This window comes from Streptomyces sp. NPDC051211 (genome assembly GCF_040689505.1).
Lineage (GTDB): Bacteria > Actinomycetota > Actinomycetes > Streptomycetales > Streptomycetaceae > Streptomyces.
In genome coordinates this window covers 35,393-58,680 of sequence record NZ_JBFBAV010000005.1, presented here as the reverse complement: position 1 = coordinate 58,680, position 23,288 = coordinate 35,393, and the positions used below count along the sequence as shown (strand labels likewise).

General features: G+C 72.9%; 20 protein-coding genes and 1 tRNA gene. 15 read left to right on the top strand and 6 right to left on the bottom strand.

Going from position 1 to position 23,288, the window contains the following annotated elements:
* Window positions 1-13: 13 nt before the first annotated feature.
* On the bottom strand, window positions 14-1,429 hold the full coding sequence (locus AB0447_RS07720; RefSeq protein WP_366475631.1) for a family 2B encapsulin nanocompartment shell protein: 1,416 nt from the start codon (window positions 1,427-1,429) through the stop codon (window positions 14-16).
* 235 nt (window positions 1,430-1,664) lie between these two features.
* On the opposite strand from AB0447_RS07720, the gene AB0447_RS07715 reads away from it, so the two are divergent.
* The 8 genes from AB0447_RS07715 (at window position 1,665) to AB0447_RS07680 (ending at window position 12,880) form a co-directional block, all read left to right on the top strand.
* Window positions 1,665-2,987, top strand: a complete 1,323-nt coding sequence (locus tag AB0447_RS07715; protein ID WP_366475630.1) for a hypothetical protein — start codon at window positions 1,665-1,667, stop codon at window positions 2,985-2,987.
* Window positions 2,988-3,125: 138 nt separating this feature from the next.
* Complete coding sequence (locus AB0447_RS07710; protein ID WP_366475629.1) at window positions 3,126-5,684, top strand: bifunctional serine/threonine protein kinase/MFS transporter; 2,559 nt, start codon at window positions 3,126-3,128, stop codon at window positions 5,682-5,684.
* A gap of 144 nt (window positions 5,685-5,828) precedes the next feature.
* Window positions 5,829-6,896 (top strand): family 2 encapsulin nanocompartment cargo protein terpene cyclase, encoded by a 1,068-nt coding sequence (locus AB0447_RS07705; RefSeq protein WP_366475628.1) that lies wholly within the window; start codon window positions 5,829-5,831, stop codon window positions 6,894-6,896.
* On the top strand, window positions 6,893-8,293 hold the full coding sequence (locus AB0447_RS07700; protein WP_366475627.1) for a family 2B encapsulin nanocompartment shell protein: 1,401 nt from the start codon (window positions 6,893-6,895) through the stop codon (window positions 8,291-8,293). The genes AB0447_RS07705 and AB0447_RS07700 overlap by 4 nt, the downstream gene beginning before the upstream one ends.
* A 169-nt stretch (window positions 8,294-8,462) precedes the next feature.
* The gene (locus tag AB0447_RS07695) at window positions 8,463-10,193 is read left to right on the top strand and encodes a glycoside hydrolase family 71 protein (RefSeq protein ID WP_366475626.1); all 1,731 of its coding nucleotides are present in this window, start codon (window positions 8,463-8,465) and stop codon (window positions 10,191-10,193) included.
* 279 nt (window positions 10,194-10,472) lie between these two features.
* Complete coding sequence (locus tag AB0447_RS07690; RefSeq protein WP_366475625.1) at window positions 10,473-11,615, top strand: aminotransferase class V-fold PLP-dependent enzyme; 1,143 nt, start codon at window positions 10,473-10,475, stop codon at window positions 11,613-11,615.
* Between the two features lie 28 nt (window positions 11,616-11,643).
* Entirely contained in the window at window positions 11,644-12,189 is a 546-nt protein-coding gene (locus tag AB0447_RS07685) for a DinB family protein (protein WP_366475624.1), read from the top strand.
* A gap of 88 nt (window positions 12,190-12,277) precedes the next feature.
* Complete coding sequence (locus tag AB0447_RS07680) at window positions 12,278-12,880, top strand: dihydrofolate reductase family protein (protein ID WP_366475623.1); 603 nt, start codon at window positions 12,278-12,280, stop codon at window positions 12,878-12,880.
* Window positions 12,881-12,990: 110 nt separating this feature from the next.
* On the opposite strand, the gene cobF is transcribed toward AB0447_RS07680, so the two are convergent.
* Window positions 12,991-13,743 carry a precorrin-6A synthase (deacetylating) gene (gene cobF / locus AB0447_RS07675; protein ID WP_366475622.1) on the bottom strand — a complete coding sequence of 251 codons (753 nt, stop codon included), beginning with the start codon at window positions 13,741-13,743 and terminating at the stop codon, window positions 12,991-12,993.
* An 18-nt stretch (window positions 13,744-13,761) separates the two neighbouring features.
* Here cobF and AB0447_RS07670 point away from each other — a divergent pair, with 18 nt between their 5' ends.
* From AB0447_RS07670 to AB0447_RS07655, 4 genes are read left to right on the top strand one after another with little or no spacing between them, the layout of a single operon-like run.
* On the top strand, window positions 13,762-14,517 hold the full coding sequence (locus tag AB0447_RS07670) for a (Fe-S)-binding protein (RefSeq protein ID WP_366475621.1): 756 nt from the start codon (window positions 13,762-13,764) through the stop codon (window positions 14,515-14,517).
* A gap of 23 nt (window positions 14,518-14,540) precedes the next feature.
* Window positions 14,541-16,085, top strand: a complete 1,545-nt coding sequence (locus AB0447_RS07665; RefSeq protein ID WP_366475798.1) for a lactate utilization protein B — start codon at window positions 14,541-14,543, stop codon at window positions 16,083-16,085.
* Window positions 16,082-16,714, top strand: coding sequence for an LUD domain-containing protein (locus AB0447_RS07660; protein WP_366475620.1), 633 nt, complete (start codon window positions 16,082-16,084; stop codon window positions 16,712-16,714). The genes AB0447_RS07665 and AB0447_RS07660 overlap by 4 nt, the downstream gene beginning before the upstream one ends.
* A gap of 4 nt (window positions 16,715-16,718) precedes the next feature.
* Window positions 16,719-17,147, top strand: a complete 429-nt coding sequence (locus AB0447_RS07655; RefSeq protein ID WP_366475619.1) for a VOC family protein — start codon at window positions 16,719-16,721, stop codon at window positions 17,145-17,147.
* Window positions 17,148-17,167: 20 nt separating this feature from the next.
* On the opposite strand, the gene AB0447_RS07650 is transcribed toward AB0447_RS07655, so the two are convergent.
* Window positions 17,168-18,223: a zinc-dependent alcohol dehydrogenase family protein gene (locus tag AB0447_RS07650; RefSeq protein WP_366475618.1), complete on the bottom strand. Its 1,056-nt coding sequence runs from the start codon at window positions 18,221-18,223 to the stop codon at window positions 17,168-17,170.
* Window positions 18,224-18,327: 104 nt separating this feature from the next.
* Window positions 18,328-18,801 (bottom strand): DUF309 domain-containing protein, encoded by a 474-nt coding sequence (locus AB0447_RS07645; RefSeq protein ID WP_366475617.1) that lies wholly within the window; start codon window positions 18,799-18,801, stop codon window positions 18,328-18,330.
* A gap of 106 nt (window positions 18,802-18,907) precedes the next feature.
* Between AB0447_RS07645 and AB0447_RS07640 the strand changes: the two genes are divergently transcribed.
* A tRNA-Pro gene (locus AB0447_RS07640) sits at window positions 18,908-18,981 on the top strand.
* Between the two features lie 462 nt (window positions 18,982-19,443).
* The gene (locus AB0447_RS07635; protein WP_366475616.1) at window positions 19,444-20,229 is read left to right on the top strand and encodes an alpha/beta hydrolase; all 786 of its coding nucleotides are present in this window, start codon (window positions 19,444-19,446) and stop codon (window positions 20,227-20,229) included.
* Window positions 20,230-20,275: 46 nt separating this feature from the next.
* Here the strand turns inward: AB0447_RS07635 and AB0447_RS07630 are convergent, their stop codons facing one another.
* Window positions 20,276-21,163: a LysR family transcriptional regulator gene (locus AB0447_RS07630; RefSeq protein ID WP_366475615.1), complete on the bottom strand. Its 888-nt coding sequence runs from the start codon at window positions 21,161-21,163 to the stop codon at window positions 20,276-20,278.
* A gap of 158 nt (window positions 21,164-21,321) precedes the next feature.
* Between AB0447_RS07630 and AB0447_RS07625 the strand changes: the two genes are divergently transcribed.
* The gene (locus AB0447_RS07625) at window positions 21,322-21,789 is read left to right on the top strand and encodes a MarR family winged helix-turn-helix transcriptional regulator (protein ID WP_366475614.1); all 468 of its coding nucleotides are present in this window, start codon (window positions 21,322-21,324) and stop codon (window positions 21,787-21,789) included.
* Between the two features lie 62 nt (window positions 21,790-21,851).
* Here the strand turns inward: AB0447_RS07625 and AB0447_RS07620 are convergent, their stop codons facing one another.
* Window positions 21,852-23,081 (bottom strand): NAD(P)/FAD-dependent oxidoreductase, encoded by a 1,230-nt coding sequence (locus AB0447_RS07620; protein WP_366475613.1) that lies wholly within the window; start codon window positions 23,079-23,081, stop codon window positions 21,852-21,854.
* Window positions 23,082-23,288 lie beyond the last annotated feature (207 nt).

The window sequence follows — 23,288 nt, the reverse complement described above, 5'->3', positions numbered from 1 at the left end:
GGTCCTCCCTCCCTCAGTTGTCGAAGCGCGAGATCTCGACGTTCTCCAGCACCCCGACGGCATCGGGCACCAGGATCGCCGCGGAGTAGTAGGCGGTGACCAGGTAGGAGATGATCGCCTGCTCGTTGATGTTCATGAACCGGACGGACAGCCCGGGCTGGTACTCGTCCGGCAGGCCCAGCTGGTGCAGCCCGATGACCCCTTCGTTGTCCTCCCCGGTCCGCAGCACCAGGATCGAGCTGGTCCGCTCCGGGGTGATCGGAATCTTGTTGCAGGGCAGCAGGGGGATCCCCCGCCAGGACGGGACCTTGTGGCCGTGGAAGTCGACGTTGTCCGGGTAGAGGCCGCGCCGGCTGCACTCGCGGCCGAAGGCGGCGATGGTCCGCGGATGGGCCAGCAGGTACTGCGAGCCGCGGCGCCGGCTGATCAGGTCGTCCAGGTCGTCGGGGGTGGGCGGGCCGGTGCGGGCGTAGATCCGCTGCTCGTAGTCGGCGTTGTGCAGCAGCCCGAACTCGGGATTGTTGATCAGCTCGCTCTCCTGCCGTTCCTTGAGCGCCTCGATGGTCAGCCGCAGCTGCTGCTCCGACTGGTTCATCGGCACGTTGTAGAGGTCGGCGACCCGGCTGTGCACCCGCAGCACGGTCTGGGCCACGCTCAGTTCGTACTCGCGCGGCGAGAGCTCGTAGTTCACGTACGTACCGGGCAGCAGTACCTCGCCGGTGTGCCCGGCCGACAGGTCCACCGCCTCGCTGCCCTTGCGGCCGTTGCGCTCGGCCTCCAGGTAGGCCTCGGCGTGCCGGCGCAGGGCGGCCGAGCTGTTGAGGCTGGCGTCCCAGTCCCGCCGGTTGTAGGTCATGGTCACCACGTCGGTCTGGGCCCGGGCGGTGAACTCCCAGCGGGAGTCGGGGAGGGGGTGGTGGCCGAAGTGGTCGCCGTCGCTGAGCACGCCCAGGCTCGTCTCGTCCCCGTACGCCCCCTGGCCGAACCGCTCGATCCGGCCGTGCGCGATCAGATAGATCTTGTCGACGGGCTCGCCCTCCCGGACGATCACGTCACCCCTGCGGAACTCCTCCTTCACGAACCGGTCCGCGATCGACCGGACCACCTCGTCGTCGGGAAAGTGCCGCAGCATGCCGAGTTCGCGCAACTGCTGGGGAATGACCCGTAGTTCCGAACCGGTCTTGACGAAGCTGATCCGCCCGTCACCGACCGTGTAGCTGACGGTCCGGTTGACCCGGTACGTGCCGCCGCCGGCCTGCACCCACGGCAGGATGCGCAGCAGCCAGCGCGAGCTGATGCCCTGCATCTGCGGGGCGGACTTGGTGGTGGTGGCCAGGTTCCGGGCGGCCTCGGTGCTGAGGCTCTGCCGGGCTGTGGCGGGGACGGAGGTGGCCTCGGAGGTGGCCTCGGAGGTGGGATCGACGGTCATGGCGGGTGCTCCTCTCGGCGGTTCTTCCTGGGGGAGCGGGGCGCGCGAGGACGGAGCGCAATGCTCCCGCGCGCCACGGCGGGCCCGGATTGGCCGCGGGCCGCGCTGCACACATGTCATGGATAGGGGCGGAGCGGGCAGCTCCGGTACACCCTTCGCGGACCCACCCTGTTGAAGCTCCGACCGTGTTGAATCACTGGACGCTTGTACGACGCACCGGGCGGTTTTCATGGCCATGCGCGAACCCAACGGACAGCTCCGCACCCTCCTGACCGAAGCCCGCTGGAGCGGGCAGGACTTCGCCCGCGCCGTCAACGGCGTTGCGGCGGAGACCGGCCTCAGCCTCCGCTACGACCGGACCTCCGTATCCCACTGGCTGGCCGGGACCCGGCCGCCCGCGCACATCGCGGCGCTCGCCGCGGAGGCGCTGACCCGGCGCACCGGGCGGCGGATCAGCGCCGCCGACACCGGGCTCGCCCGGGCCCGCCCGCGAGCGGAGCCGGAGCCTGCGCGGTCTCCTGCCTCGCCCATCCCTCCCGCCCCTGCCACCCCTCTCTCCACGCTCACCACGCTCAGCTCTCTGGCGTCTCTGGGTGAGGTGCCGGTGTACTCCAGCACCTGGCGGCCACCGGGCGGGGAGGGCCCGCCTCCCGGCGAGGCCGCCGGGCCGGAGTCCGGCGAGCGGATCGGCGTACGCCACATCCAGGCGGCGGAAGCGGTCCTGCCGGTGTTCCGCAGTACCGACCTGATGTGCGGCAGCGGGCTGGCCCGGCCCGCCCTCACCCGCTACCTGGCCACCACGGTGGCCCCCTGGCTGCGGGCCGCCGCACCGCCCTCGGTACGGCACCGGCTGCTCGGCTGCACGGCGCGGCTCGCCTACACGGCCGGATTCCTCTGCTTCGACAGCAACCAGCACGGCGTCGCCCAGGCCTACTACCGGGCGGCGCTCCGACTCGGGCAGGAGGCCGGGGACCCGGGCTGCTCGGCACCGGCCCTGCGCGCCATGAGCGTGCAGGCGCACTACCTGGGCCACCGCAGGCAGGCCGTGGAGCTGGCCGAGGCGGCCGCCAGGGACGCGGGCCGGCTGCCGGCGCTGCAGGCCGCGTTCGTGACCGGGCAGCTGGCGGTGGCCGAGGCCGCCTGCGGGGACCGCCGGGCCGCGCTCACCCACCTGGGCACCGCGGGCCGGCTGCTGGAGCGGGCGGCCGGCCAGACCGCGCCGATCGGCGACTACCACCGGGCGGCGCTGGCCCACCAGCAGGCGGAGGCGCTGGCCGCGCTGGGTGACCTGAAGGGGGCGGTCGCCGCCCTGGCCTCCTCGCTGCGGCACCGGCCGGCCGGCGAACGGCGGGCCCGCGCCGTCACCACGGCACGGCTCGCCGAACTCCACCTTGACCGGGGGCACCTGGAACGGGCCTGCGCCACGGCGCACGAGCTGTGGGACCTGGCGCCACAGCTGGACTCGGCGCGGGTCACCGCGGCGGTGCGCCGCCTGCGGGCCCGCCTCCGCGTCCTGCGCACCACCCCGGTGGTCCGCACCCTCCTGGACCGCACCTGACTCCGGTGGACCGCACACCTGACTCCGGTGGACCGCACCTGACTCCGGCCGGACCCGGGGCGGCCCCGGACCGCCCCGGGTCCACACGATTCGCCTGATGGCCCCACCCCTGTCGGACAGTTGGCCTACCTTGGTCCCGTGGACCAGCTGATCACCGAAGACCCGACCCGCATAGGCCCGTACCGCTTGATCGCCCGGCTGGGTGCGGGCGGTATGGGTCTGGTCTACCTGGGCCGTTCCGAGGGCGGACGCACCGTCGCCGTGAAGGTCGTGCAGGCCGAGTACGCCGGCAACACGGACTTCCGCAAGCGCTTCGCCCGTGAAGTGGCGGCTGCTCGGCGGGTGGGCGGGAGCTGGACGGCGGCCGTGCTCGACGCCGACCCCGAGGCCGCCGTTCCCTGGGTGGCCACCCAGTACATCCCGGGGCCCGACCTGCACACCGTGGTCGCCGAGGACTTCGGGCCGCTGCCCGAGCACTCCGTCCACACCCTCGCCAACCGCCTCGCCCTCGCCCTGCAGGCCGTGCACGAGGCGGGCCTGATCCACCGCGACCTCAAGCCGTCCAACGTCCTCGTCACCGTCGACGGCCCCCGCGTCATCGACTTCGGCATCGCACGGGCCATGGACAGCCTGACCGGGGACAGCCTGCTCACCCGCACCGGCACGCTGATCGGCTCCGCCGGCTTCATGTCGCCCGAACAGGTCCGCGGCCTGGAACTCACCCCCGCCAGCGACGTCTTCTGCCTGGGCGCCGTCCTCGTCTACGCGGCCACCGGGCGCCTCCTCTTCGGCGCCGCGGACACCGGCCTGAACGCGCACCTCTTCCGGGTCGCCGAGGAGGAGGCGGACCTGACCGGCGTACCGGAGTCGCTGGTGGGTCTCGTACGCGAATGCCTGGACAAGGACCCGGCCAAGCGGCCCACCCCCCGGCAGGTGGCCGAGCGTACGGCGACGGATCAGGCCGCGGAGTGGCTGCCGGGCGCGGTTCTGGCACAACTGGGCCGCCATGCCGCCCGGTTGCTGGACTACGCCCCGGCAACGCCCGCCCGAGCCTCCGCCGAGGAAAGCCCCGCCGCGCAGCCGGACCCCCGCGTCCCGTCCGCGCGGCCCGAGCCCCGGCCCCAGCTCCCCAAGCAGCCGCTGCCCCCGCCGCCCGCGTACGCCCCGACGGCCCCGGCACAGTTCGGCCCCGCACAGGGGTTCGGACCGCCGCCGGGCCCAACCCCCGGCGCCTGGCCCCAACCCCCGCCCCCGGCCCACCCCGAGGGCGCGGTGACCCCGCACCCCAGGCGCTGGTGGGGACTGGTGGTGATCGCCCTCGCGCAGCTGCTGGTGCTGCTCGACGCGACGACCTTCAACATCGCGGTGGCGTCCCTCCATGCCGACCTCGGCCTGCACGGCGACGACCTGGAGATGATGTACAGGGCGCATGTGCTGGCCTTCAGCGGGCTGTTGCTGCTCGGCGGACACCTCGGTGACCTGGTGGGGCGCAAGGCCATGCTGATCGTCGGCCTGGCCGGGACGGCCCTGGCCGCCACGCTCGCCGGCTCGGCCGGCGACCTCACGGTGCTGATCTGGGCGCGCGCCGCGCAGGGTGCCTCCGCCGCGCTGCTGACCTCGGCCGCGCTGGCACTGGTGGCCGCCGGCTTCACCGATCCGCGGGAACGCGGCAAGGCCTTCGGCGTCTACGCCGCGATCGCCGCCGCCGGTCCGGCCCTCGGCCTGCTCACGGGCGGTTGGCTGCTGGAGTTCCTGAGCTGGCGCGGGGCCCTGTACGTGGCCGTCCCCGTCGCCGTACTCGCCCTCGCCGGCGCGGCCGGCCTGGTGCACGAGAGCCCCCGGGCCCGTACCGGTGCCCGCTTCGACCCGCTCGGCCTGGCCCTCGGCACCGGCGCGTCCCTCGCCCTCGTCCACGCCCTCACCGAGACCGACACGCGAGGCTGGGACGACCCGCTGGTCCTGGCCCTGCTCGTGGTGGGCGTCGTCCTGTTCGCGGTCTTCCTCTGGTGGCACACGAGGACGACGCGCCGGTTCGCCACGCCGGACGACGTCCCGGCCCGCGCGCGCCTCGGCTCCGTCCTCGTCATGCTCCTGGCCGGCGTCGGCGTCGTGGCCTCGTTCCCGACGGTCCCCTTCTTCCTCCAGCAGGTCCTCGGCGACCCCCCGTCCATTGTCGGCGTGAGCATGCTGCCCATGACCTGCGCGATGGTCGTCGGCGCCACCCAGCTCTCAGGCCGCCTGCTGCACCGGGTCGGGCCGCGCATCCTGACCGTGGCGGGCCTGGTGGTCGCGTCCGGCGGGCTGCTGCTCCTGACCGGGCTCGACGTGGACAGCGGATACGCCACCGGGGCCCTGCCGGGCATGGTCCTCCTCGGACTCGGCCTCGGCGTCGCCTTCGTGCCGGTCCTCGCCACCGCGACCGCCGGCGTAGCCCCGCAGCGCTCCGGCGCGACCTCCGCGACCGTCACCGTCGCCCAGCACCTGGGCGGCGCGATCGGCGGGGCGTTGCTCAGCGGCGTCATCGCGGCCTACCTGGACGGTGCGTCGGTGTCGTCCGGGTCGTTCGCCGCAGACCTGCTGGGCAGCTACACCACCACCCTCTGGTGGGCCGCCGGCAGCATGCTGCTCGCGGCCCTGGTCGCCGGTCTGATGATCACGGCCAAGGCGCCCGGGGACAGCGCACCGCCGGCCCGCTGAGCCGGCCGCCGCCGGGTGGGGCGGCGCCGGGAGGGGGACGTACAGGTCGTACACCTGTGCCGGGGTTCAACCCGCCCGGATTTTCAACAGCCCGGGCGGCCCCGCCGGTACCGCCGGGGCCGCCCGCCCCCCAGGGTCGTACCCATGCAGAACGACCTGCTCGCCCGCCTGCAGAGCGGCCCCTCCGGGCCGGGGACCGGGTCGCTCCGGGTCGCGCCCCCGGCGCGGCCGGAGCCGCGGTCCCGGGTGCCCGAGCTGTACTGTCCGCCGCCCCAGCGCGACGACCCCGCCCTCGCGGCCGTGGTCGACGACCGGCTGCTCGAATGGGCCGAGGAGACCGGCCTGTACGAGGGCCGGCTGGACGAGGTCCGGGCGCTCTCCCTCGGCCGGATGTACATGCTCACCTTCGCCCGCGTCGAGGACCCCGACCGGCTCCTCGCCGCGGCGAAGTGCACCCTCGCCCAGTGGGCCACCGACGACTACTACTGCGACGACGAGAGCGCCGGCGCCGTCCCCCTGGAGATCGCCACCCACCTCTCCCTCGCCTTCGCCGCCATCGATCCCGCCCGGCTGCCCGCCCGCTACGCCGCCCGCCACGAAGAGACCCTCCGCGCCGACCCGGTGCTGGTCGCCCTGCGTGCAAGCACCGGCCATCTGACCCGGTACGCCAGCCGGGCCCAGCTCACCCGCTACCGCCAGGAGATGGCCGCCCTGTTCTCCGGCTACACCGCCGAGGCCGGCTGGCGGGTGGCCGGGCGGACCCCGTCGGTGCCCGAATTCCTCGCCGTGCGCCAGGACAACAGCTTCATGCCCTGCCTGGTGATGCTCGACCCGGCCGGCGGCTACGAGCTGCCCGTCGAGGTGTACGCCGACCCCCGGGTCCGCGGCGCCGTGCTGAAGGCGGCCAGCGCCAGCGTCATCGTCAACGACCTCTACTCCATGCACCGGGAGGACGGCGGCGCCGCCGTCAACTACAACCTGCCGGCCCTGATCGAGGCCGAGGAGGGCTGTTCGCGGGAGGAGGCGGTGGGCCGTTCCGCCGAGATCCACGACGAGCTGATGCACGCCTTCGAGGAGGAGGCCGCCCTGCTCTCGGCGGGCGGCTTCCCGCCGCTGGCCCGCTACCTGTCCGACGTATGGGCCTGGCTCGGCGGAAACCTCGAATGGCACCGCACCACCGCCCGCTACCAGCAGGGAGGGACCCCCGCATGACCACCCCGGACACCCCGCCGCCGCAGCAGCAGAGCCTGTCCACCGCGGCCGCCCGCACCCTTGCGACCACCACCAAGTCGGTCCCCCAGATGCAGGGCATCAGCTCCCGCTGGCTGCTGCGCATGCTGCCGTGGACCCCGGTCGGCGCCGGCACCTACCGGGTCAACCGCCGCCTGACCCATGCCGTCGGCCGGGGCCGGGTCTCCTTCGTGCAGAGCGGCGCGGACGACGTCCGGATCCTCGCGCCCACCCTGGTGGAGCTGCCCAGCCTCAAGGGCTTCACCGACCTGTCGGTGCTGGAGGAGCTCGCCGCCCGGTTCACCTCCCGCGAGATCCGGGCCGGCGACACCCTCGTCGAGGCCGGCACCCCCGTCGAGGAGGTGTTCGTCGTCGCCCACGGCCGGCTGGAGAAGCAGGCCCGCGGCCAGTACGGCGGCACCGACACCCTCGGTGTGCTGGCCGACGGGGACCAGCTCGGCGAGGAGTCCCTCGGCCGGAGCGAGCCGCGCTGGGACTACTCCGTCCGGGCGGCCACCGCCGGCACCGTGATGGTGCTGCGCCGGCGCGTCATCCAGGAGGTGCTGGACCGCTCCGCGGAGCTCCGCGCGCATCTGGAGCGGTACGTCGAGAACGGCCGCCGGCCGGTCAACCGGCGCGGCGAGGCCGCCATCGAGCTGGTCTCGGGGCATCAGGGCGAGTGCGAACTCCCCGGCACCTTCGTGGACTACGACCTCAGTCCGCGCGAGTACGAACTGAGCCTCGCCCAGACCGTCCTGCAGGTCCACACCCGGGTCGCCGACCTCTACAACGACCCGATGAACCAGTTCGAGCAGCAACTCCGGCTCACCGTCGAGGCGATGCGCGAACGCGAGGAGTGGGAGCTGGTGAACAACCGGGAGTTCGGGCTGCTCCACAACGCCGACTACGGCCAGCGCATCAACACCTGGTCCGGCCCGCCCACCCCCGACGACCTGGACGACCTGATCACCATGCGCCGCGGTACGAAGCTGCTGCTGGCCCACCCCAAGGCCATCGCCGCGTTCTTCCGGGAGTGCAACAGGCGCGGCATCACCCCTGCAACCACCGAGGTGCAGGGCAAGACCGTGCCGTCCTGGCGCGGCATTCCGCTGCTGCCCTGCGGCAAGATCCCGGTGGTCGACGGCCACACCAGCTCCATCCTCGCCCTGCGCACCGGCGAGGAGCAGGAGGGGGTGATCGGCCTGCGCCCGGCCGCCATCCCGGAGGAGTACGAACCCGGCCTGAACGTCCGCTACATGGGCATCGACCAGAAGTCCGTCATGTCCTACCTGGTCAGCGCCTACTACTCGGCGGCCGTCCTCGTCCCCGACGCCCTGGGCGTCCTGGAGAACGTGAACATCGCGGCCGCCCGCAGCTGATGCGGGCAGGGCCCGGTTAGCCGTGGCAAAGGGACCGGCGTAGTTCCCGTGGTGCGTGTGACGTACGTGCCAGGGCCGCAGAACCTGGGAACGGTTGTCCGCAGGACGGGAATCCGCTCTACTGCTGTCCAGCCCCACACGCGGGCATATTCCAGGGAGGGGCCGGAGAATGAGCGGGCATCGGCGGCAGAGACCGTTAACGCATCGGCGCCGCGCGGGCTTCCGCGCTCGCCGGCCGGTGCTGTCCTTCCTGGTCACGGCCTGCCTGCTGGTGGGTGCGTGCGTCGCGGCCGGCATCGTCTGGGACCCCTTCGCGGCCGGCGCCGGGCCGGCCGGCTCCGCCTCCGGAGCACGCACACCCCAGCCCCAGCCGCCCGGCGACAGCACCTCGCCCGGAAGCCCCGCTCCCGGCACCGCCGCCGCTCCCGCAGCGAGCGGCGGCGTTCCGGCAAAGGGCAAACCCGGCGGCGGCGGGAGCACCGCAGACCCGGGGAAGGGGACCGGCGACGGCGACGCGGCCACGCGCCGGCCGGCCGGCGCCCTGCCCTTCGACATGCCCTCCACCGCCACCCTGCGGTCCGCCAAGAAGCTGGTGTTCGCCCACTACTTCACCCCGTACCCGCTCTCGCTCGACAACGCGAGCGCGGACGCGGACTACTACACCCGCAACTACCTGGACCCGGACGGCGAGAGCGGCAAGCACGGCGCGTACGGCGGACTGCTGCGCGACCGCCCGCTGCCCGTGCCGCCCAAGGACGGCAACTGGGAGCTCGCCAACCTCCAGCAGGAGGTCCGCACCGCCCGCGCGGCCGGCCTGGACGGGTTCACCCTCGACCTGCTGTCCCTCTCCGGGAAGAACTGGGAGCGGTCCAACCTCCTGATGCAGGCCGCCCACTCGGTGGACCCCGGCTTCCGGATCATGCTGATGCCGGACATGACCTCACTGAAGACGGACGACCCGGCGGTGCTCGCCGACACCCTCGCCCGGATCGGCAAGGCTCCCGCCGCGCACCGGCTCGCCGACGGCCGGCTCGTCGTCTCCCCCTTCAAGGCGGAGGCCAAGAGCGTGGCCTGGTGGACGCAGGTGCTGGACCTGCTGAAGTCCCGGCACGGCATCCGCACCGCGTTCGTGCCGCTGTTCCTCGACTTCGGCGCGCACAACGGATCGTTCGCCCCGATCAGCTACGGCTTCTCCGAGTGGGGCAGCCGCAGCTACACCGGCCAGGAGAGCTCCACCCGGGACGTCCGGCGCGCCCACGCCGCCGGAAAGATCTGGATGCAGCCGGTGTCCGTCCAGGACGCCCGCCCCAACCAGGGCATCTACGACGAGGCCGGCAACACCGCGACCCTGCGCGCCACCTGGACCCGCGCCATCGAGGACGGCGCGGACTGGGTGCAGCTCACCACCTGGAACGACTACTCGGAGGGAAGCCAGTTCGCCCCCTCCCTGCACAACGGGCACACCTACCTGGACCTGAGCTCCTACTACCTGACCCGGTTCAAGACCGGCGCCTGGCCGAAGATCGTCCGGGACACCCTCTACCTCACCTCCCGCACCCAGTTCGCCTCCACCGACCCGACCGGCGACCAGTCGCTCGTCATGTCGCTGCGCCGGGGCAGCGCCGCCCCCCGGGACACGGTGGAGGTGCTCAGCTTCCTCACGGCCCCGGCGACCGTCCGTACCACCGTCGGCTCGGTCGAGGGCCGGCACGACGCACCGGCCGGCGTCCACGCCAAGCTGCTGCCGCTGCGTACCGGGACGAGCGCGGCGGAGGTCGTGCGCGGGGGGAGGACCGGCGCGGAGGTGGAGCTCCCGTATCCGGTGGACCGCTCGGTGGAGGTCCAGGACCTCCAGTACTACGGCGCCACCAGCGCCCGGGACGTCCCGACCTGCTGCTGACGCCGACGCCGACGCCGACGCCGCTGCGCGGGGCCTATTCCCTCCCCGTCCCTTCCCGTAACTGGGGCTCCGCCCCAGACCCCGCGCCTCAAACGCCGGCGGGGCTGGGATTGCTGCGCAATCCAGCCCGCGCGGCGTTTGAGCGCACGGGCGCGGAGCGCCGGATCGGGGTCTGGGGGCGGAGCCCCAGTTCGGGAAGGGGCGGGGAGGGGGAAGAAGCCCCGCAGGGCCACCGCCCGCACGCGCACCCGCCGTCCCCACCCCCGGAGGCATCGCACCTTGACCACCGTCCCCACCGTCACCGAATTCCCCGGCGGCCCCAGCCTCTTCCGCCTCACCCCCCACGTCGCCCACCTCAACCACGGCTCCTTCGGCGCGGTGCCCCTCCCCGTGCAGCACGTCCAGGCCGCCCTGCTCGAAGAGGCCCACACCGACCCGGACGCCTTCTTCCTCGCCGCCCCCGACCGGATCGCCGCCGCCCGCGCCAGGATCGCGGCCCACCTCGGGGCCGATCCGGACGGCCTCGCCTTCGTCTCCAACGCCACGGAGGCCGCCAACATCGCCCTGGACGCCGTGCCCCTCGCCGACGGGGACGAGATCCTGGTCACCGACCACGGCTACGGCACCGTCGTCGCCGCCGCGGCCCGCCGCGCCACCGTGACCACCGTGGCCCTCGACCCCCTGCTCCCCGACGAGGACGCCGTCCGCGAGACCGTCCTCGCCGCTCTCACCCCCCGTACCAAGGTCGCCCTCCTCGACCACATCAGCTCGCCCACCGCCCGGATCATCGCCGCGCCCCGGCTCCTCGCAGAGCTCGCCGACCGGGGCGTCACCACCGTCGTCGACGGCGCCCACGTGCCCGGCATGCTGGCCGACCCGCTCGCCGGCCGGGCCGACTTCTGGTTCGGGAACCTCCACAAATGGGGCTACGCCCCCGCCGGCAGTGCCGTGCTCGCCGTCGCCCCGGCCCATCGCGCCCGGATCCGGTCCCTGGTGCCCTCCTGGGAGGACCACCACGGCTTCCCGCGCTCCGTCGAGTACCGCGCGACCGCCGACTACACGGGCTGGCTCGCCGCCCCCGAGGGCCTGGACCTGCTCGCCCGCCTCGACGCCGCCAAGGTGCGCGCCCACAACGCCGCCCTCGCCGCCCACGGCAGCGCCCTGCTCGCGGAGATCCCCGGGCTCCGCCCGCTCCCGCACACCGAGGGGCTGGCCATGCAGGCCCTGCGGCTGCCGCCGGGGGTCGCCGAGACCCAGGAGGCGGCCCGTGCGCTCCGTGAGGAGATCGCCGCCCGCCACCGCATCCGGGTGCTGATCTGGCCCTGGCCGGGCGGCGGCGGCATCCGCGTCTGCGGCCAGATCTACAACCGCCCGGAGGAGTACGCGCAACTGGCCGCGGTACTGCCCCAGTTGCTGGCCTGACCCCGGGGTGATCGGGCAGGCTGTGACCATGAAGAGCAGACGATCGGACGTACTCGCCGAGGCCGGGCCCGCCCGGCGGTTCAACGGGCCCGCGACCGGCGACGAGCGGCTCATGCTCGCCGGCTTCCTCGCCGACCAGCGCCGGACCCTGGAGCTGAAGTGTGCCGGCCTGGAAGCGGAGTTGGCGCGTAGGTCCGTAGAGCCCTCCACGCTCTCCCTGCTCGGCCTGGTCCGGCACCTCGCCGATGTGGAGCGCCGCTGGTTCCGCCAGGTCCTCGCCGGACAGGACGCCCCGCCCCGCTTCTCCTCGGAGACCGACCCCGACCGGGACTTCGACGGCGCGGTGTCCGACCCCGAGGCCGTGGCGGAGGCGTGGGAGGCCTGGCGCACCGAGGCGGCCTTCGCCGACCGCTTCGCCGTCGAGGCGCCGCACCTCGACGTCGAGGGCAAGGACGCCTGGCGCGGCACGGTGTCCCTGCGCTGGGTGCTCATCCACATGGTCGAGGAGTACGCCCGGCACAACGGCCACGCCGACCTGCTCCGCGAGCGGATCGACGGGGCGCGCGGCGTCTAGGGAGTCTCTTTCCGCCCCGCGGCGGCCATGTGATGATCTTGAGATCCACATCGATCGCTGCTGTCCACAGATCAACGGAAGGTCGTCCGTGCGCAAGCTCGTGTACTACATCGCGTCCACCCTCGACGGTTTCATCGCGGGACCGGACGGTGCCGACCCCACCGGCCCGGACGGGTTCTGGTCGATCCCCGAGGACTACATCGGGCACATCATCACCGAGTACCCGGAAACCCTGCCGGCCCCGGCCCGTGCCGCGCTGTCCGTCACGGCCGAGGGCACGCACTTCGACACCGTCGTCGAAGGGCGGCGGACCTACGAGATCGGCCTCAAGGCGGGCCTGGCCAACGCCTACCCGCACCTGCGGCACCTGGTCTTCTCCCGGACGCTGACCGAGAGCCCGGACCCGGGCGTGGAACTGGTCGCCGACGACCCGGTGGAGACGGTGCGGCAGTTGAAGCAGGAGGACGGCAAGGACATCTGGCTGGTCGGCGGAGCCGAACTGGCCGGTGCGCTGTACTCCGAGATCGACACGATGGTCGTCAAGCTGAGCCCGATGACCATCGGCACCGGAATACCGCTCTTCTCCCACAAGGCCGCCTTCGACCCGTGCGGCTGGGACCTCACGGACCACACCGTCCTGAAGTCCGGGGCGGCCTTCCTCACCTACGCGCGCAGCACCCCCACCGCGTAACGGCGGCCGGGCCGACGGGCGGGCGGGCCGGCTGGAGCCGGGCGGGCCGGCTGAGCCGGGCGGGCCGGCTGAGCCGGGCGGCTTGCGGCCCGCCCGGCGGCCCGCCCGGCTCAGTCGCGGCGCAGCAGGTAGGTGTCCATGATCCAGCCCTTCCGGGCCCGCGCCTCGGTCCGCAGCTCCTCGATCCGCCCGGACACCTCCGCCAGCTTCCCCTGGACCAGGATCTCGTCGGCCGTGCCGACGTACGCACCCCAGTAGATGTACAGGTCCTGGTCGAGGTGGCGGGTGAAGGCGTGCCGCGCGTCCAGCATCACGACCACGTCGTCCACGTCCGCCGGCCACCCCTCGGCCAGCCGCCGGCCGGTGGTGATCTGGACCGGGCGGCCCACCCGGTTGAGGTTCGTCCGGTGCTTGGCCAGCAGGGCGGACACGCTGCTGATGCCCGGCACCACCGTGTACTCGAACTCGACCGCGCCCCGGTCCCGCACCTCCTCCAGGATCGCGAGGGTGGAGTCGTACAGGGACGGATCGCCCCACACCAGGAACGCCCCGGTCTCGCCATCTGCGAGGTCCTCGTCGATGAACCGCTCGAAGATCCCGGCCCGCGCGCTGCGCCAGCCGTCCACGGTGGGCGCGTACTCGGCCGGGGTGCGGTCGCGGTCCGGGTCCCGGCCCTCCACCAGCCGGTGGCCGGGCCGGGCGTGCTCTTCGAGCATGGCCCGCCGCAGTCCGGTCAGATCCGCCTTCTCCTCCCCCTTCTCCAGGATGAGGAACGCGTCCGCCGCGCCGATCGCCTTGACCGCCTGGAGGGTGAGGTGGTCCGGGTCGCCCGCGCCTATACCGATCACTGAGAACTTCTTCACCCGGCTATTCTGCCGGTCATGCGCGTCGCCCTGTTCGTCACCTGCGTCAACGACGCGCTGTACCCGGCCACCGGCATCGCCGTGGTCCGGCTGCTGGAGCGGCTCGGGGTCGAGGTCGACTTCCCGGCCGGGCAGAGCTGCTGCGGCCAGCCCCAGTACAACACCGGCTACCGGCACGAGGCCGAGCCGCTGGTCCGCCGTACCGCGGAGTCCTTCGCCGGGTACACGCACGTGGTCACCCCGTCCGGGTCCTGCGCCGCCATGATCCGCGAGCACTATCCGCGGATCGGCGCCAAGGCGGCGGCCGAGGGGCGCGGCGGCACGCTCACCGCGCTCGCGACAGACCTGGCGCCCCGCGTGTACGAACTGACGGAGTTCCTCGTCGACGTCCTGGGCGTCACCGACGTCGGCGCGTACTTCCCGCACACGGTCACCTACCACCCGTCCTGCCACGGCCTGCGCGGACTGGGCCTCGGCGACCGGCCGCGCAGGCTGCTGGCCGCCGTCAAGGGGCTGGAGCTGGTCGAGCTGCCCGGCGCCGAGGAGTGCTGCGGATTCGGCGGCACCTTCGCCGTCAAGAACCCGGACGTGTCCGCCGCCATGGCCGCCGACAAACTCCGCAGCGCCGCCACCACCGGCGCCTCCGTGCTGTGCGGGGCGGACAACTCCTGCCTCGCCCACCTGGAGGGCACCCTGCGCCGGCAGGGCTCGCCGCTGCGCGCCCTGCACCTGGCCGAGATCCTGGCCGCCACCGAGGAGGAGCCGCTGCCGTGACCGGAACCGGAACCTTCCTCGGCATGCCCGCCCTCCCCGCCGCCGCCCCGGCCGCCTTCCCGGCCTTTCCCGCCGCCGCCCGGGAGGCCGTACGGGACGCCACCCTGCGCGCCAACCTGCGGCACGCCACCCACACCATCCGGGACAAGCGGGCCCGGGCCGTCGCCGAACTCGCCGACTGGGACCGGCTGCGCGCCGCCGGCCGGGCCGTGAAGGACCACACCCTCCGCCACCTGGACCGCTACCTGCTGCAGCTGGAGGCGGCCGTCACGGAGGCGGGCGGCACCGTCCACTGGGCGGCCGACGCCGCCGAGGCGAACCGCATCGTCACCGGCCTGGTCCTGGCCACCGGCGAGCGGGAGGTGGTCAAGGTCAAGTCGATGGCCACCCAGGAGACCGGCCTCAACGAGGCGCTGGAGGCGGCCGGCATCGCCGCGTACGAGACCGACCTCGCCGAACTCATCGTGCAGCTCGGCCACGACCGGCCCTCGCACATCCTGGTCCCCGCCATCCACCGCAACCGGGGCGAGATCCGCGACATCTTCGCCCGCGAGATGGGGGCGTGGGGACGCCCCGCTCCGGACGGGCTCGACGACACCCCGGCCGCGCTCGCCGAGGCCGCCCGGCTGCACCTGCGGGAGAAGTTCCTGCGCGCCAAGGTCGCCGTCTCCGGCGCCAACTTCATGGTGGCGGAGACCGGAACCATGGTCGTGCTCGAATCGGAGGGCAACGGCCGCATGTGCCTCACCCTCCCGGAGACCCTGATCTCCGTCGTCGGCATCGAGAAGGTCATCCCCACCTTCCGCGACCTGGAGATCTTCCTCCAGACCCTGCCGCGCTCCTCCACCGCCGAGCGGATGAACCCGTACACCACCATGTGGACCGGCACCGCCGACGGCGACGGGCCCGGCGCCTTCCACCTGGTCCTGCTCGACAACGGCCGCACGGACACCCTCGCCGACGAGACCGGGCGGCAGGCCCTGCGCTGCATCCGCTGCTCCGCCTGCCTCAACGTCTGCCCGGTCTACGAACGGGCGGGCGGCCACGCCTACGGATCCGTCTACCCGGGGCCGATCGGGGCCATCCTCAGCCCCCAACTCCGCGGTACGGCAGGCGAGATCGACGCCTCACTGCCCTACGCCTCCACCCTGTGCGGGGCCTGCTACGAGGTCTGCCCCGTCGCCATCGACATCCCCGAGGTCCTCGTCCACCTGCGCGAACGGGTGGTCCAGGGCGGACCGGTGACCCGGGAGGGCATCCGCGTCCGGATCCGTCCCGCTCGCGGGCACACGGCCGAACGCGCCGCGATGCGCGCCGCCCGCCTGCTCCTCGACCACCCGGGTGCGCTGCGCGCCGCCGAACGGATCCTGTCCCGTACGCGCCGCCTGCGGCCGCACCGGCTGCCCGGCGGGCCCGGCCGGGCCTGGACCGACACCCGTGAACTTCCCGAAGTCCCGGCCGAGTCCTTCCGCGACTGGTGGGCCCGCGAACGGGCCGGCGAACGGGCCGGCGTACGGATGGACGCACGGACCGGCGACCCGACCGGCGGACGGGGAGACACCCGATGAGCAGCAAGGACCGCATCCTGGCCCGGATCCGCCGGGCGGTACCCCAGCCGGGGCCGGAGACCGGCATCCCCCGCGACTACCTGGCCGTGCACGGCACCCGCACCCCGGCCGAGTCGGCGGACCTGCTCGCCGCCCACCTGGCCGAGTACCGGGCCCGGGTCCACCGCACGGACCGGGGCGGGCTCCCGACCCTGGTGGCCCGGCTGCTGGCGGAACGGGACGCACGGACCGTGCTCGTACCGCCCGCCCTGCCGGCCTGGTGGACGGCCGGCGTGGACGTCGCCTGGCTGCCCGACCGGGCGGAATCCACCGCCGCCGAACTCGACCGGGCGGACAGCGTGCTCACCGGCTGCGCCCTGGCCGTCGCCGAAACCGGGACGATCGTCCTGGACGGCGGCCCCTACCAGGGACGGCGCCGCATCACCCTGATCCCCGACCACCACATCTGCGTCGTGCGGGTACCCGGCCAGGTGGTGGACTCGATCCCGCAGGCCCTGCCGCTCCTCGACCCCACCCGCCCGCTGACCTGGATCTCCGGACCCTCCGCCACCAGCGACATCGAACTCGACCGGGTCGAGGGCGTCCACGGCCCCCGCACCCTGGACGTGGTCCTCCTCCACGCACAATAGGGGCATGCCCTCACACATCGCCCTCACCGCCCTGGTCGTGAACGACTACGACGAGGCCATCGACTTCTACACGCGCGCCCTCGGCTTCGACCTGGCCGAGGACACCCCGCGCCCGGACGGTTCCCGCTGGGTCGTGGTCCGCCCGCCCGGCGCCACCGGAACGGCCGCCGCCCTGCTCCTGGCCCGCGCCAAGGACGAGGCCCAGCGCGCCCGGGTCGGCGACCAGACCGGCGGCCGGGTCGGCTTCTTCCTCTACACGGACGACTTCGCGCGCGACCACGCCCGGATGACGGCGGAGGGCGTCACCTTCCTCGAAGAGCCGCGGCACGAACCGTACGGCTCGGTGGCCGTCTTCACCGACCTATACGGCAACCGCTGGGACCTGCTCCAGCCCGCGACCGCGGCCCAGCAGAGCGGCGGCGGCACGGTGTAGGGCGGGAGCGGCCGGTCGGCTCAGCCCGGCGCGCCCGATCCCGGCAGGATGATCGTGACCCCGCGGCCCGCGGCCGTGCCCATCGAGGCGAGGGCCGCCGGGGCCGCGTCCAGCGGGATCGTCGAGGTGACCAGCAGGTCCGGCCGCAGTGTCCCGGCCCGCACCAGCTCCATCATCGGCGGGTAGGCGTGCGCCGCCATGCCGTGGCTCCCGAGGATCTCCAGCTCCCAGCCGATCACCTTCTCCATCGGCAGCACCGCCCCGCCGGCCGCCGGCGGCAGCAGCCCCACCTGGACGTGCCGTCCCCGCCGGCGCAGTCCGGCGACGGAAGCCGCGGCCGTGCCCGGCGAGCCCAGGGCGTCGAGCGAGAGGTGCGCGCCCCCGCCGGTCAACTCCCGTACCGCCGCCGCGGTGTCACCGGCCGAGGAGGCGTCCACACAGTGCGCGGCGCCGAACTTCCGTGCCAGGTCCAGTGCGGCCGGTGCCGTGTCGACGGCGACCACCCGTGCGCCGGCCGCCGCCGCGATCATCACGGCGGACAGTCCCACCCCGCCGCAGCCGTGCACCGCCACCCACTCGCCCGCGGCCACCCGCCCCTGGGCGACCACCGCCCGGAAGGCCGTCGCGAACCGGCAGCCGAGCCCGGCGGCCGTCGCGTAGGACAGTTCCCCGGGCACGGCCACCAGGTTCACATCGGCGTGGTCCAGCGCCACGTACTCGGCGAAGGACCCCCAGTGCGTGAAACCCGGCTGCGTCTGCCGGGCGCACACCTGGTGGTCGCCGGCCGCGCAGTCGACGCAGCTGCCGCAGGCGCAGATGAACGGCGCCGTCACCCGGTCCCCGACCCGCCAGTTGGCGACCCCGGGCCCCACCGCCTCGACCACCCCGGCGAGTTCGTGCCCGGGAACGTGCGGCAGCACGATGTCCGGGTCGTGCCCCATCCACCCGTGCCAGTCGCTGCGGCACAGTCCGGTGGCCTCCACCCGCACCACCACCCCGGCCGCCGGTGGCGCGGGATCGGCGACCTCCCGGACCTCGGCCTGCTCCCCGTACCGCTCGAACACCACAGCGCGCATGGAACCCGCCCTCCGCTCGACTGCCCCGCACGCTACCCGGCCGCGTCCGGCGCGGGCCCCGACGGGAGGCCCAGGGGTGTCTTGCCGACCAGGGCAGGACACCCCTAGGGCGCGCCCAGCAGCCGGGGCGACTCGGCCGCGGCGTCGATCCGCTCGCCGGCCGCCACCCGGTCGGCCAGCTCCCCGGCCCACCGGACCAGCCCGGGCACATCGATCCCGTACGAACCGCCCAGGCCCTCGATGCCGGCGGCCCCGCGGCGCAACAGCCGGGACCCGCCCACCGTGTTGCCGCGCGCCGCGTGCGTGAGCCCGACCGCCAGCTGGGCCAGCCCCCGCCACAGCGCCGCCTGCGCCTGCGGACCCGACTTCCAGGCGTCCTCGAACACTTCGTGCGCATGGAACGGCATCCCGGCGTCCAGCAGTCGCTGCGCCTCCCGCACGGTCTCCGCCGGCTCCCGCACCACCCCCTCGGGCTGCCGCTCGACCCCGGCCTCGCCGTAGGGCAGCGGGCGCCCCAATCCGTCCCTCGGCCGCGCACTCCGCGCGCGCCCTTCCGCATCCCGATCCCGTCCGTTCACAGCCCCATCCTGCCCCTCGCGATCACCGGTGCGTGCGCACCCCTCGGCGTGGGGTAATGTTCTTCATGCACCGCCACCCGGGGTAACCCCCAGGTGACAGGAGCATCGGGACGTGGCGCAGCTTGGTAGCGCACTTGACTGGGGGTCAAGGGGTCGCAGGTTCAAATCCTGTCGTCCCGACTCGAAAGAGTCGCAGATCAGGGGCCGTTTCAGAGAAATCTGAAACGGCCCCTTGATCGTTCTTGGGGACCATTTGGGGACCACCAGCCTTGGCCGTCAGCGGGCGATGACGATCGGGCCCGGCGATCTTCCGTGGAACATGCACCTGGACGCCGGCGTCGGCGAACCACGCGTCTCGGCATGCGTAGGCCCAGGGGGCCCCGCCGGCCGTTCGCGTACCGCGATAACCGCTGAGTTATCGATCAACGCATCAAGTCGGCGTTGATCACGCGGTGGCGCTGGAGGAGGCTTTTTCGTGCCAGGGGCGGTTCACCCCGGTCCATCGGCTTCTCTGTTCCCGCTGGTCGGTACGAGCTCCGCGGGCGGGCTCGCGCCGGCCGCCGCCGGCTGACCCGCCCCCGAGCGCCCGGCGCCGACCGGAACCGGCCGACTCCACTCCTGATACACGAAAGGCCCGCCCGCATGTCACGAGAGTTCACGATCGCGGCGGTCGACACCCGCCTGCTCGGTGTCGACTCCCTCGGCGACGGACCCCCGCTGCTCTTCCTGAACGGAGGTTTCTCGACGTGGCAGCAGTGGGACAAGGTCATCCATCGCCTCGGTGGCAGGTACCGCACCGTCAGGTTCGACGGTCGGACGAGCGGCGGATCGGGTGCTCGTGCCGACTACTCGGTGCGTGGCGCGATCGACGACGTGGACCGGGTGATCGAGACGACGGTGCTCCAGCGGCCGGTCCTGGTCGGCTGGTCCCACGGTGCGACGATCGCGGTGTGTTACGCGGCTGAGTTCCCGGAGCTCGTCGGCGGTTTGGTTCTCGTCGACGGGGCCTACCCGGTCTCGCTGTTCGACGAGGCCGGCAAGGACCGTGTGCGTGAGGGGTTCCGACGATTCGGCTGGATCGGGCGCGTCGCGCCCTTCCTCGGTGGGGCAGTCCGGATGTCCCCCCGGCAGAGGGCGGAGGTCGTCATTGCGACAGACGAGGTCAATGGCGGACTCTCACCCGACTTCGCGGCCTTGCGCTGTCCGACCGTGTTCATCGTCGGGTGCGGACGGCATCCCGGCGAGTCGCAAGAGCTGAGGGGCAGGGTGTGGGCTGCCGCCACGCACGCCGCGGCGAACAATGACCAGGTGACAGTGTTCGCCACCACGTCCAGCCCTCCTGCGCAGATCCTCGCCCGGGACCCCGCCCTCGTGGCCGCCGCCATCGACGAGGTCGCCCAACGGTCGACGAGCCCCACCCGTGTGTGACGAGCCCGCCCGCTTGTCCGGCTGCTGCTGAGGGCGCGACGCGGGATCAGAACCGGAACGCGCCGAGTTCGCGGACCGTGTCGGCGAGAGCGCGGATCGGCCCGTTCTCGGCCTCGGTCCGCCAGACCAGGGCGTAGGACAGGGCCGCCAGGTCGGGGACGGGTATCCAGCGGATGTTCGGCATGCCCCAGTGTCGGGTGACGTGGCTGGGGAAGCCGTGGATGCTCTCGCCCATGCCGACCTCGTTGATCAGGTCCTCCGCGTTGATCGTGGGTCGGCCGCGCTCGATCATCCGGCCCCGGGGCGTGTTGAACGGCATGTAGCCGTCCTCCCAGTAGTGCGGGATGTCGGGTGGCATGGCGTGCCGGAAGTCGGCGAGCATCTCCAGTCGCACCGACGTCAGCTGGGCCAGCTCGTGGTCGGCGGCCACGGCAAGGATCCGCGGGTCCGTCATCAAGACCGGGCCCACGGTGAAGTCCCGCTCCTCCACGGGAAGCCAGCCGACCAGGACGTCCAGGTCGCCGTTGCGGAGCCGACCGAACGGATCGAGGTACCCCAGCTGGCGGATCTCCAGCTCCCACTGCGGGTACCGCGAGCGGAATTCCTTCCAGTAGCAGTGCAGGTCGACGAGGTTGAACGGCATCATGCCGATGCGGAGCCGACCTGTGACCCCGCGGGCGGCGAGCCGGGCCCGTTCGAGGGACTCGTGCAGGCCCGCGTAGACCGGCTGCAGGTCGTCGCGCAGCTGGCGGCCGACCTCGGTCAGGCGTACGGAGCGACTGGTGCGCTCGAACAGCGCTGCGCCGATGCGCCGCTCCTGCTTCCTGACGGCCTGGCTGACCCGGGCCTGGGAGACCCGGAGCCGCTCGGCGGTTCGGCCGAAATGCAACTCCTCGGCCAGCAGCAGAAAGATTTCGATGTCCCGCAGCTCCATCTCGCCCCCGCGTCTTCTCCCGACGCCCCTGCGGTCGCCGAGCGGCCGAAGTATATGTTGATCATTCAGGCGGAACCGTGCTCGGGAGGTCCGGAGCCGTTCGGCTGTCCCGACCGGCTCCTCCGCTCGAATCCGAAGTACCCGAAAGGATCAGACTCATGACGGCTCAGCAGATGTCCGATGCCGAACTCGCCGGACAACCCGCTGCCTACTGGACCGGTGTCGCCTACGAGGCGCTGATCGCGTTCACCCGGGCGCGGCAGCTCGAGAAGGGCTACACGCAGCCACAGTTCTGGCTGCTGCGCAACCTGTCGGCGAACGACATCTCGCCCGACGGAGAGGGGATGACCCTGCCCGAACTGCGGAAGGCCATGAGCCTCTACATCCGGCCCGAGGACGACCTGGCGGCAGAGTCCGCGGTGCTGGTCGAGCGCGGTTGGCTGAGACGGGACGACAAGGACCGGCTGTGGATCACCGAAGAGGGGGAACAGGCCCGGACCGACCTGGCACGCAATGCCCCCTCGATCCGCGCCGCCCTCCACGAGGGCATCGATGACGCGGACTACATCACCGCGTTGAAGGTCCTCCAGCGGCTGATCCGAAACGCAGGCGGGACGATGCCCTGACAGGCCGACAAAAGAGTTGCAGGTCAGGGGCCGTTTCAGGGCAATCCGAAACGGCCCCTTGATCATTTCTGGGGACCGGCTGCGTCCATCCGCTCCTGCATGTGGGCGAAGAACTCCTCCGGCGGTGTCACCCCGGCCGTCACCCGGATGAACTCGTCCCGCGCCGCGGGGCTCTGGGACACCGCCATGAGCAGCTCCTGCATCTCAGGGGGCGGCGGTTCCATGGTCGCGAATTCGGCTGTGAACTCGTACATGCTCCTGACCTGCGCGTCCCTCGCCTCCTGGGACTCCTGCATGGCTTCTTCGAAGGGCCGGCGCCCGGAGAGTACGTCGTCGAGTGCCCGCGTGCAGCGCTCCGCGTCCCGGAAGGCGTCCTGGATGCCCTGAGCGGTGATGGGGTCCTTGAGGTAGCCTGCGTCGCCCACCAGGACCCAGCCCGGGCCGTAGGGGTTGCGGAAGTAGTTGGGGATGGACGTGCCCACGAACCGCTCGGCCCGGGTGGCCGTCGAGACCCGTTCGGCGAAGGCCGGCGCCCGGGCCAGGGTGGCGTGGTAGTTGCCTTCGACATCGTCCCGGTTGGCTTCGAAGTCGCGCATGGGCCAGCCGCAGATGACCATCGTCAGGTCGTCGTTGGTCGGCCAGGCGGCGAAGGCGCGGTCCCCGCGGTCGTACGCCTCGAACGTCCCCTGCATGGGCAGCCCGGCCCAGTAGGTGTAGTAGTAGGCGTTGATCTTCGGCTTCTCCGCGTAGCCGACGGCACCGGTCGCCTTGGCGACCGACGAGTGGAGGCCGTCCGCCCCGATGACGATCCGGGCGTGGGCGGTGACGGACCCGCCGTCCTTGGAATGGCCCTTGACGCCGGTGACCGTGTCTCCGTCGAACAGGATCTCCCCGACGGTGAACCCCTCCCGCACCTCCGCGCCGGCCTCGGCGGCGGCGTCGACGAGGATCTTGTCGAGGACGGTCCGGCGCGGTGCGTACGAGACGTCGAAGCCCTCTCCGGCGGGGGAGCCGGCGATGCTGAAGGGGCCGAGGTCGAACACGTACGTGTCGATGGCGGGACATCCGGTCCCGGTCACCCGCTCCAGCAGGTCCCAGCGGTCCAGCGCGGCCAGCCCGGGCGGATGGATCAGGTGGGTGGAGATGGTGTCGCTGGGGAACGTCGCCCGGTCGACCAGGAGGACCCGGTACCCGAGGCGGGCAAGGAGCATCGCCGTCGGTGATCCCGCGCAGCGCGCGCCTACGACGATCACGTCGTAATCGGTGCCGACCGAGCCTGCCGTGCTGGTCATGGCCTCACCTGCCCATTGGCGCGCCGACGGCGGCCTACGGTGCCGTGCCGTACGAGCCCCGCGCGGGCTCCCTTCAACGCTAGACCGGGAAGGGCGCTCCGGCACGGTGGGCGGGCCGGGCCGCCGTACCCGGCTCCGCCCCTCGGGCCGGCCGTCTCGCGGCCCTCATCGGCGCCCCGGTCCACCTCGCCCATGCGGGAGGGGCCG

Excerpts from the sequence above, each read along its gene's own strand:
- AB0447_RS07705 (WP_366475628.1), top strand. The coding sequence starts at position 5,829 with ATGCAGAACGACCTGCTCGCCCGCCTGCAGAGCGGCCCCTCCGGGCCG.
- AB0447_RS07665 (WP_366475798.1), top strand. The coding sequence starts at position 14,541 with ATGCCCGCCCTCCCCGCCGCCGCCCCGGCCGCCTTCCCGGCCTTTCCC.
- AB0447_RS07650 (WP_366475618.1), bottom strand. The coding sequence starts at position 18,223 with ATGCGCGCTGTGGTGTTCGAGCGGTACGGGGAGCAGGCCGAGGTCCGG.
- AB0447_RS07695 (WP_366475626.1), top strand. The coding sequence starts at position 8,463 with ATGAGCGGGCATCGGCGGCAGAGACCGTTAACGCATCGGCGCCGCGCG.
- AB0447_RS07700 (WP_366475627.1), top strand. The coding sequence starts at position 6,893 with ATGACCACCCCGGACACCCCGCCGCCGCAGCAGCAGAGCCTGTCCACC.
- AB0447_RS07720 (WP_366475631.1), bottom strand. The coding sequence starts at position 1,429 with ATGACCGTCGATCCCACCTCCGAGGCCACCTCCGAGGCCACCTCCGTC.
- AB0447_RS07660 (WP_366475620.1), top strand. The coding sequence starts at position 16,082 with ATGAGCAGCAAGGACCGCATCCTGGCCCGGATCCGCCGGGCGGTACCC.
- AB0447_RS07670 (WP_366475621.1), top strand. The coding sequence starts at position 13,762 with ATGCGCGTCGCCCTGTTCGTCACCTGCGTCAACGACGCGCTGTACCCG.
- AB0447_RS07625 (WP_366475614.1), top strand. The coding sequence starts at position 21,322 with ATGACGGCTCAGCAGATGTCCGATGCCGAACTCGCCGGACAACCCGCT.
- AB0447_RS07630 (WP_366475615.1), bottom strand. The coding sequence starts at position 21,163 with ATGGAGCTGCGGGACATCGAAATCTTTCTGCTGCTGGCCGAGGAGTTG.
- AB0447_RS07685 (WP_366475624.1), top strand. The coding sequence starts at position 11,644 with ATGAAGAGCAGACGATCGGACGTACTCGCCGAGGCCGGGCCCGCCCGG.
- AB0447_RS07620 (WP_366475613.1), bottom strand. The coding sequence starts at position 23,081 with ATGACCAGCACGGCAGGCTCGGTCGGCACCGATTACGACGTGATCGTC.
- AB0447_RS07655 (WP_366475619.1), top strand. The coding sequence starts at position 16,719 with ATGCCCTCACACATCGCCCTCACCGCCCTGGTCGTGAACGACTACGAC.
- AB0447_RS07715 (WP_366475630.1), top strand. The coding sequence starts at position 1,665 with ATGCGCGAACCCAACGGACAGCTCCGCACCCTCCTGACCGAAGCCCGC.
- AB0447_RS07635 (WP_366475616.1), top strand. The coding sequence starts at position 19,444 with ATGTCACGAGAGTTCACGATCGCGGCGGTCGACACCCGCCTGCTCGGT.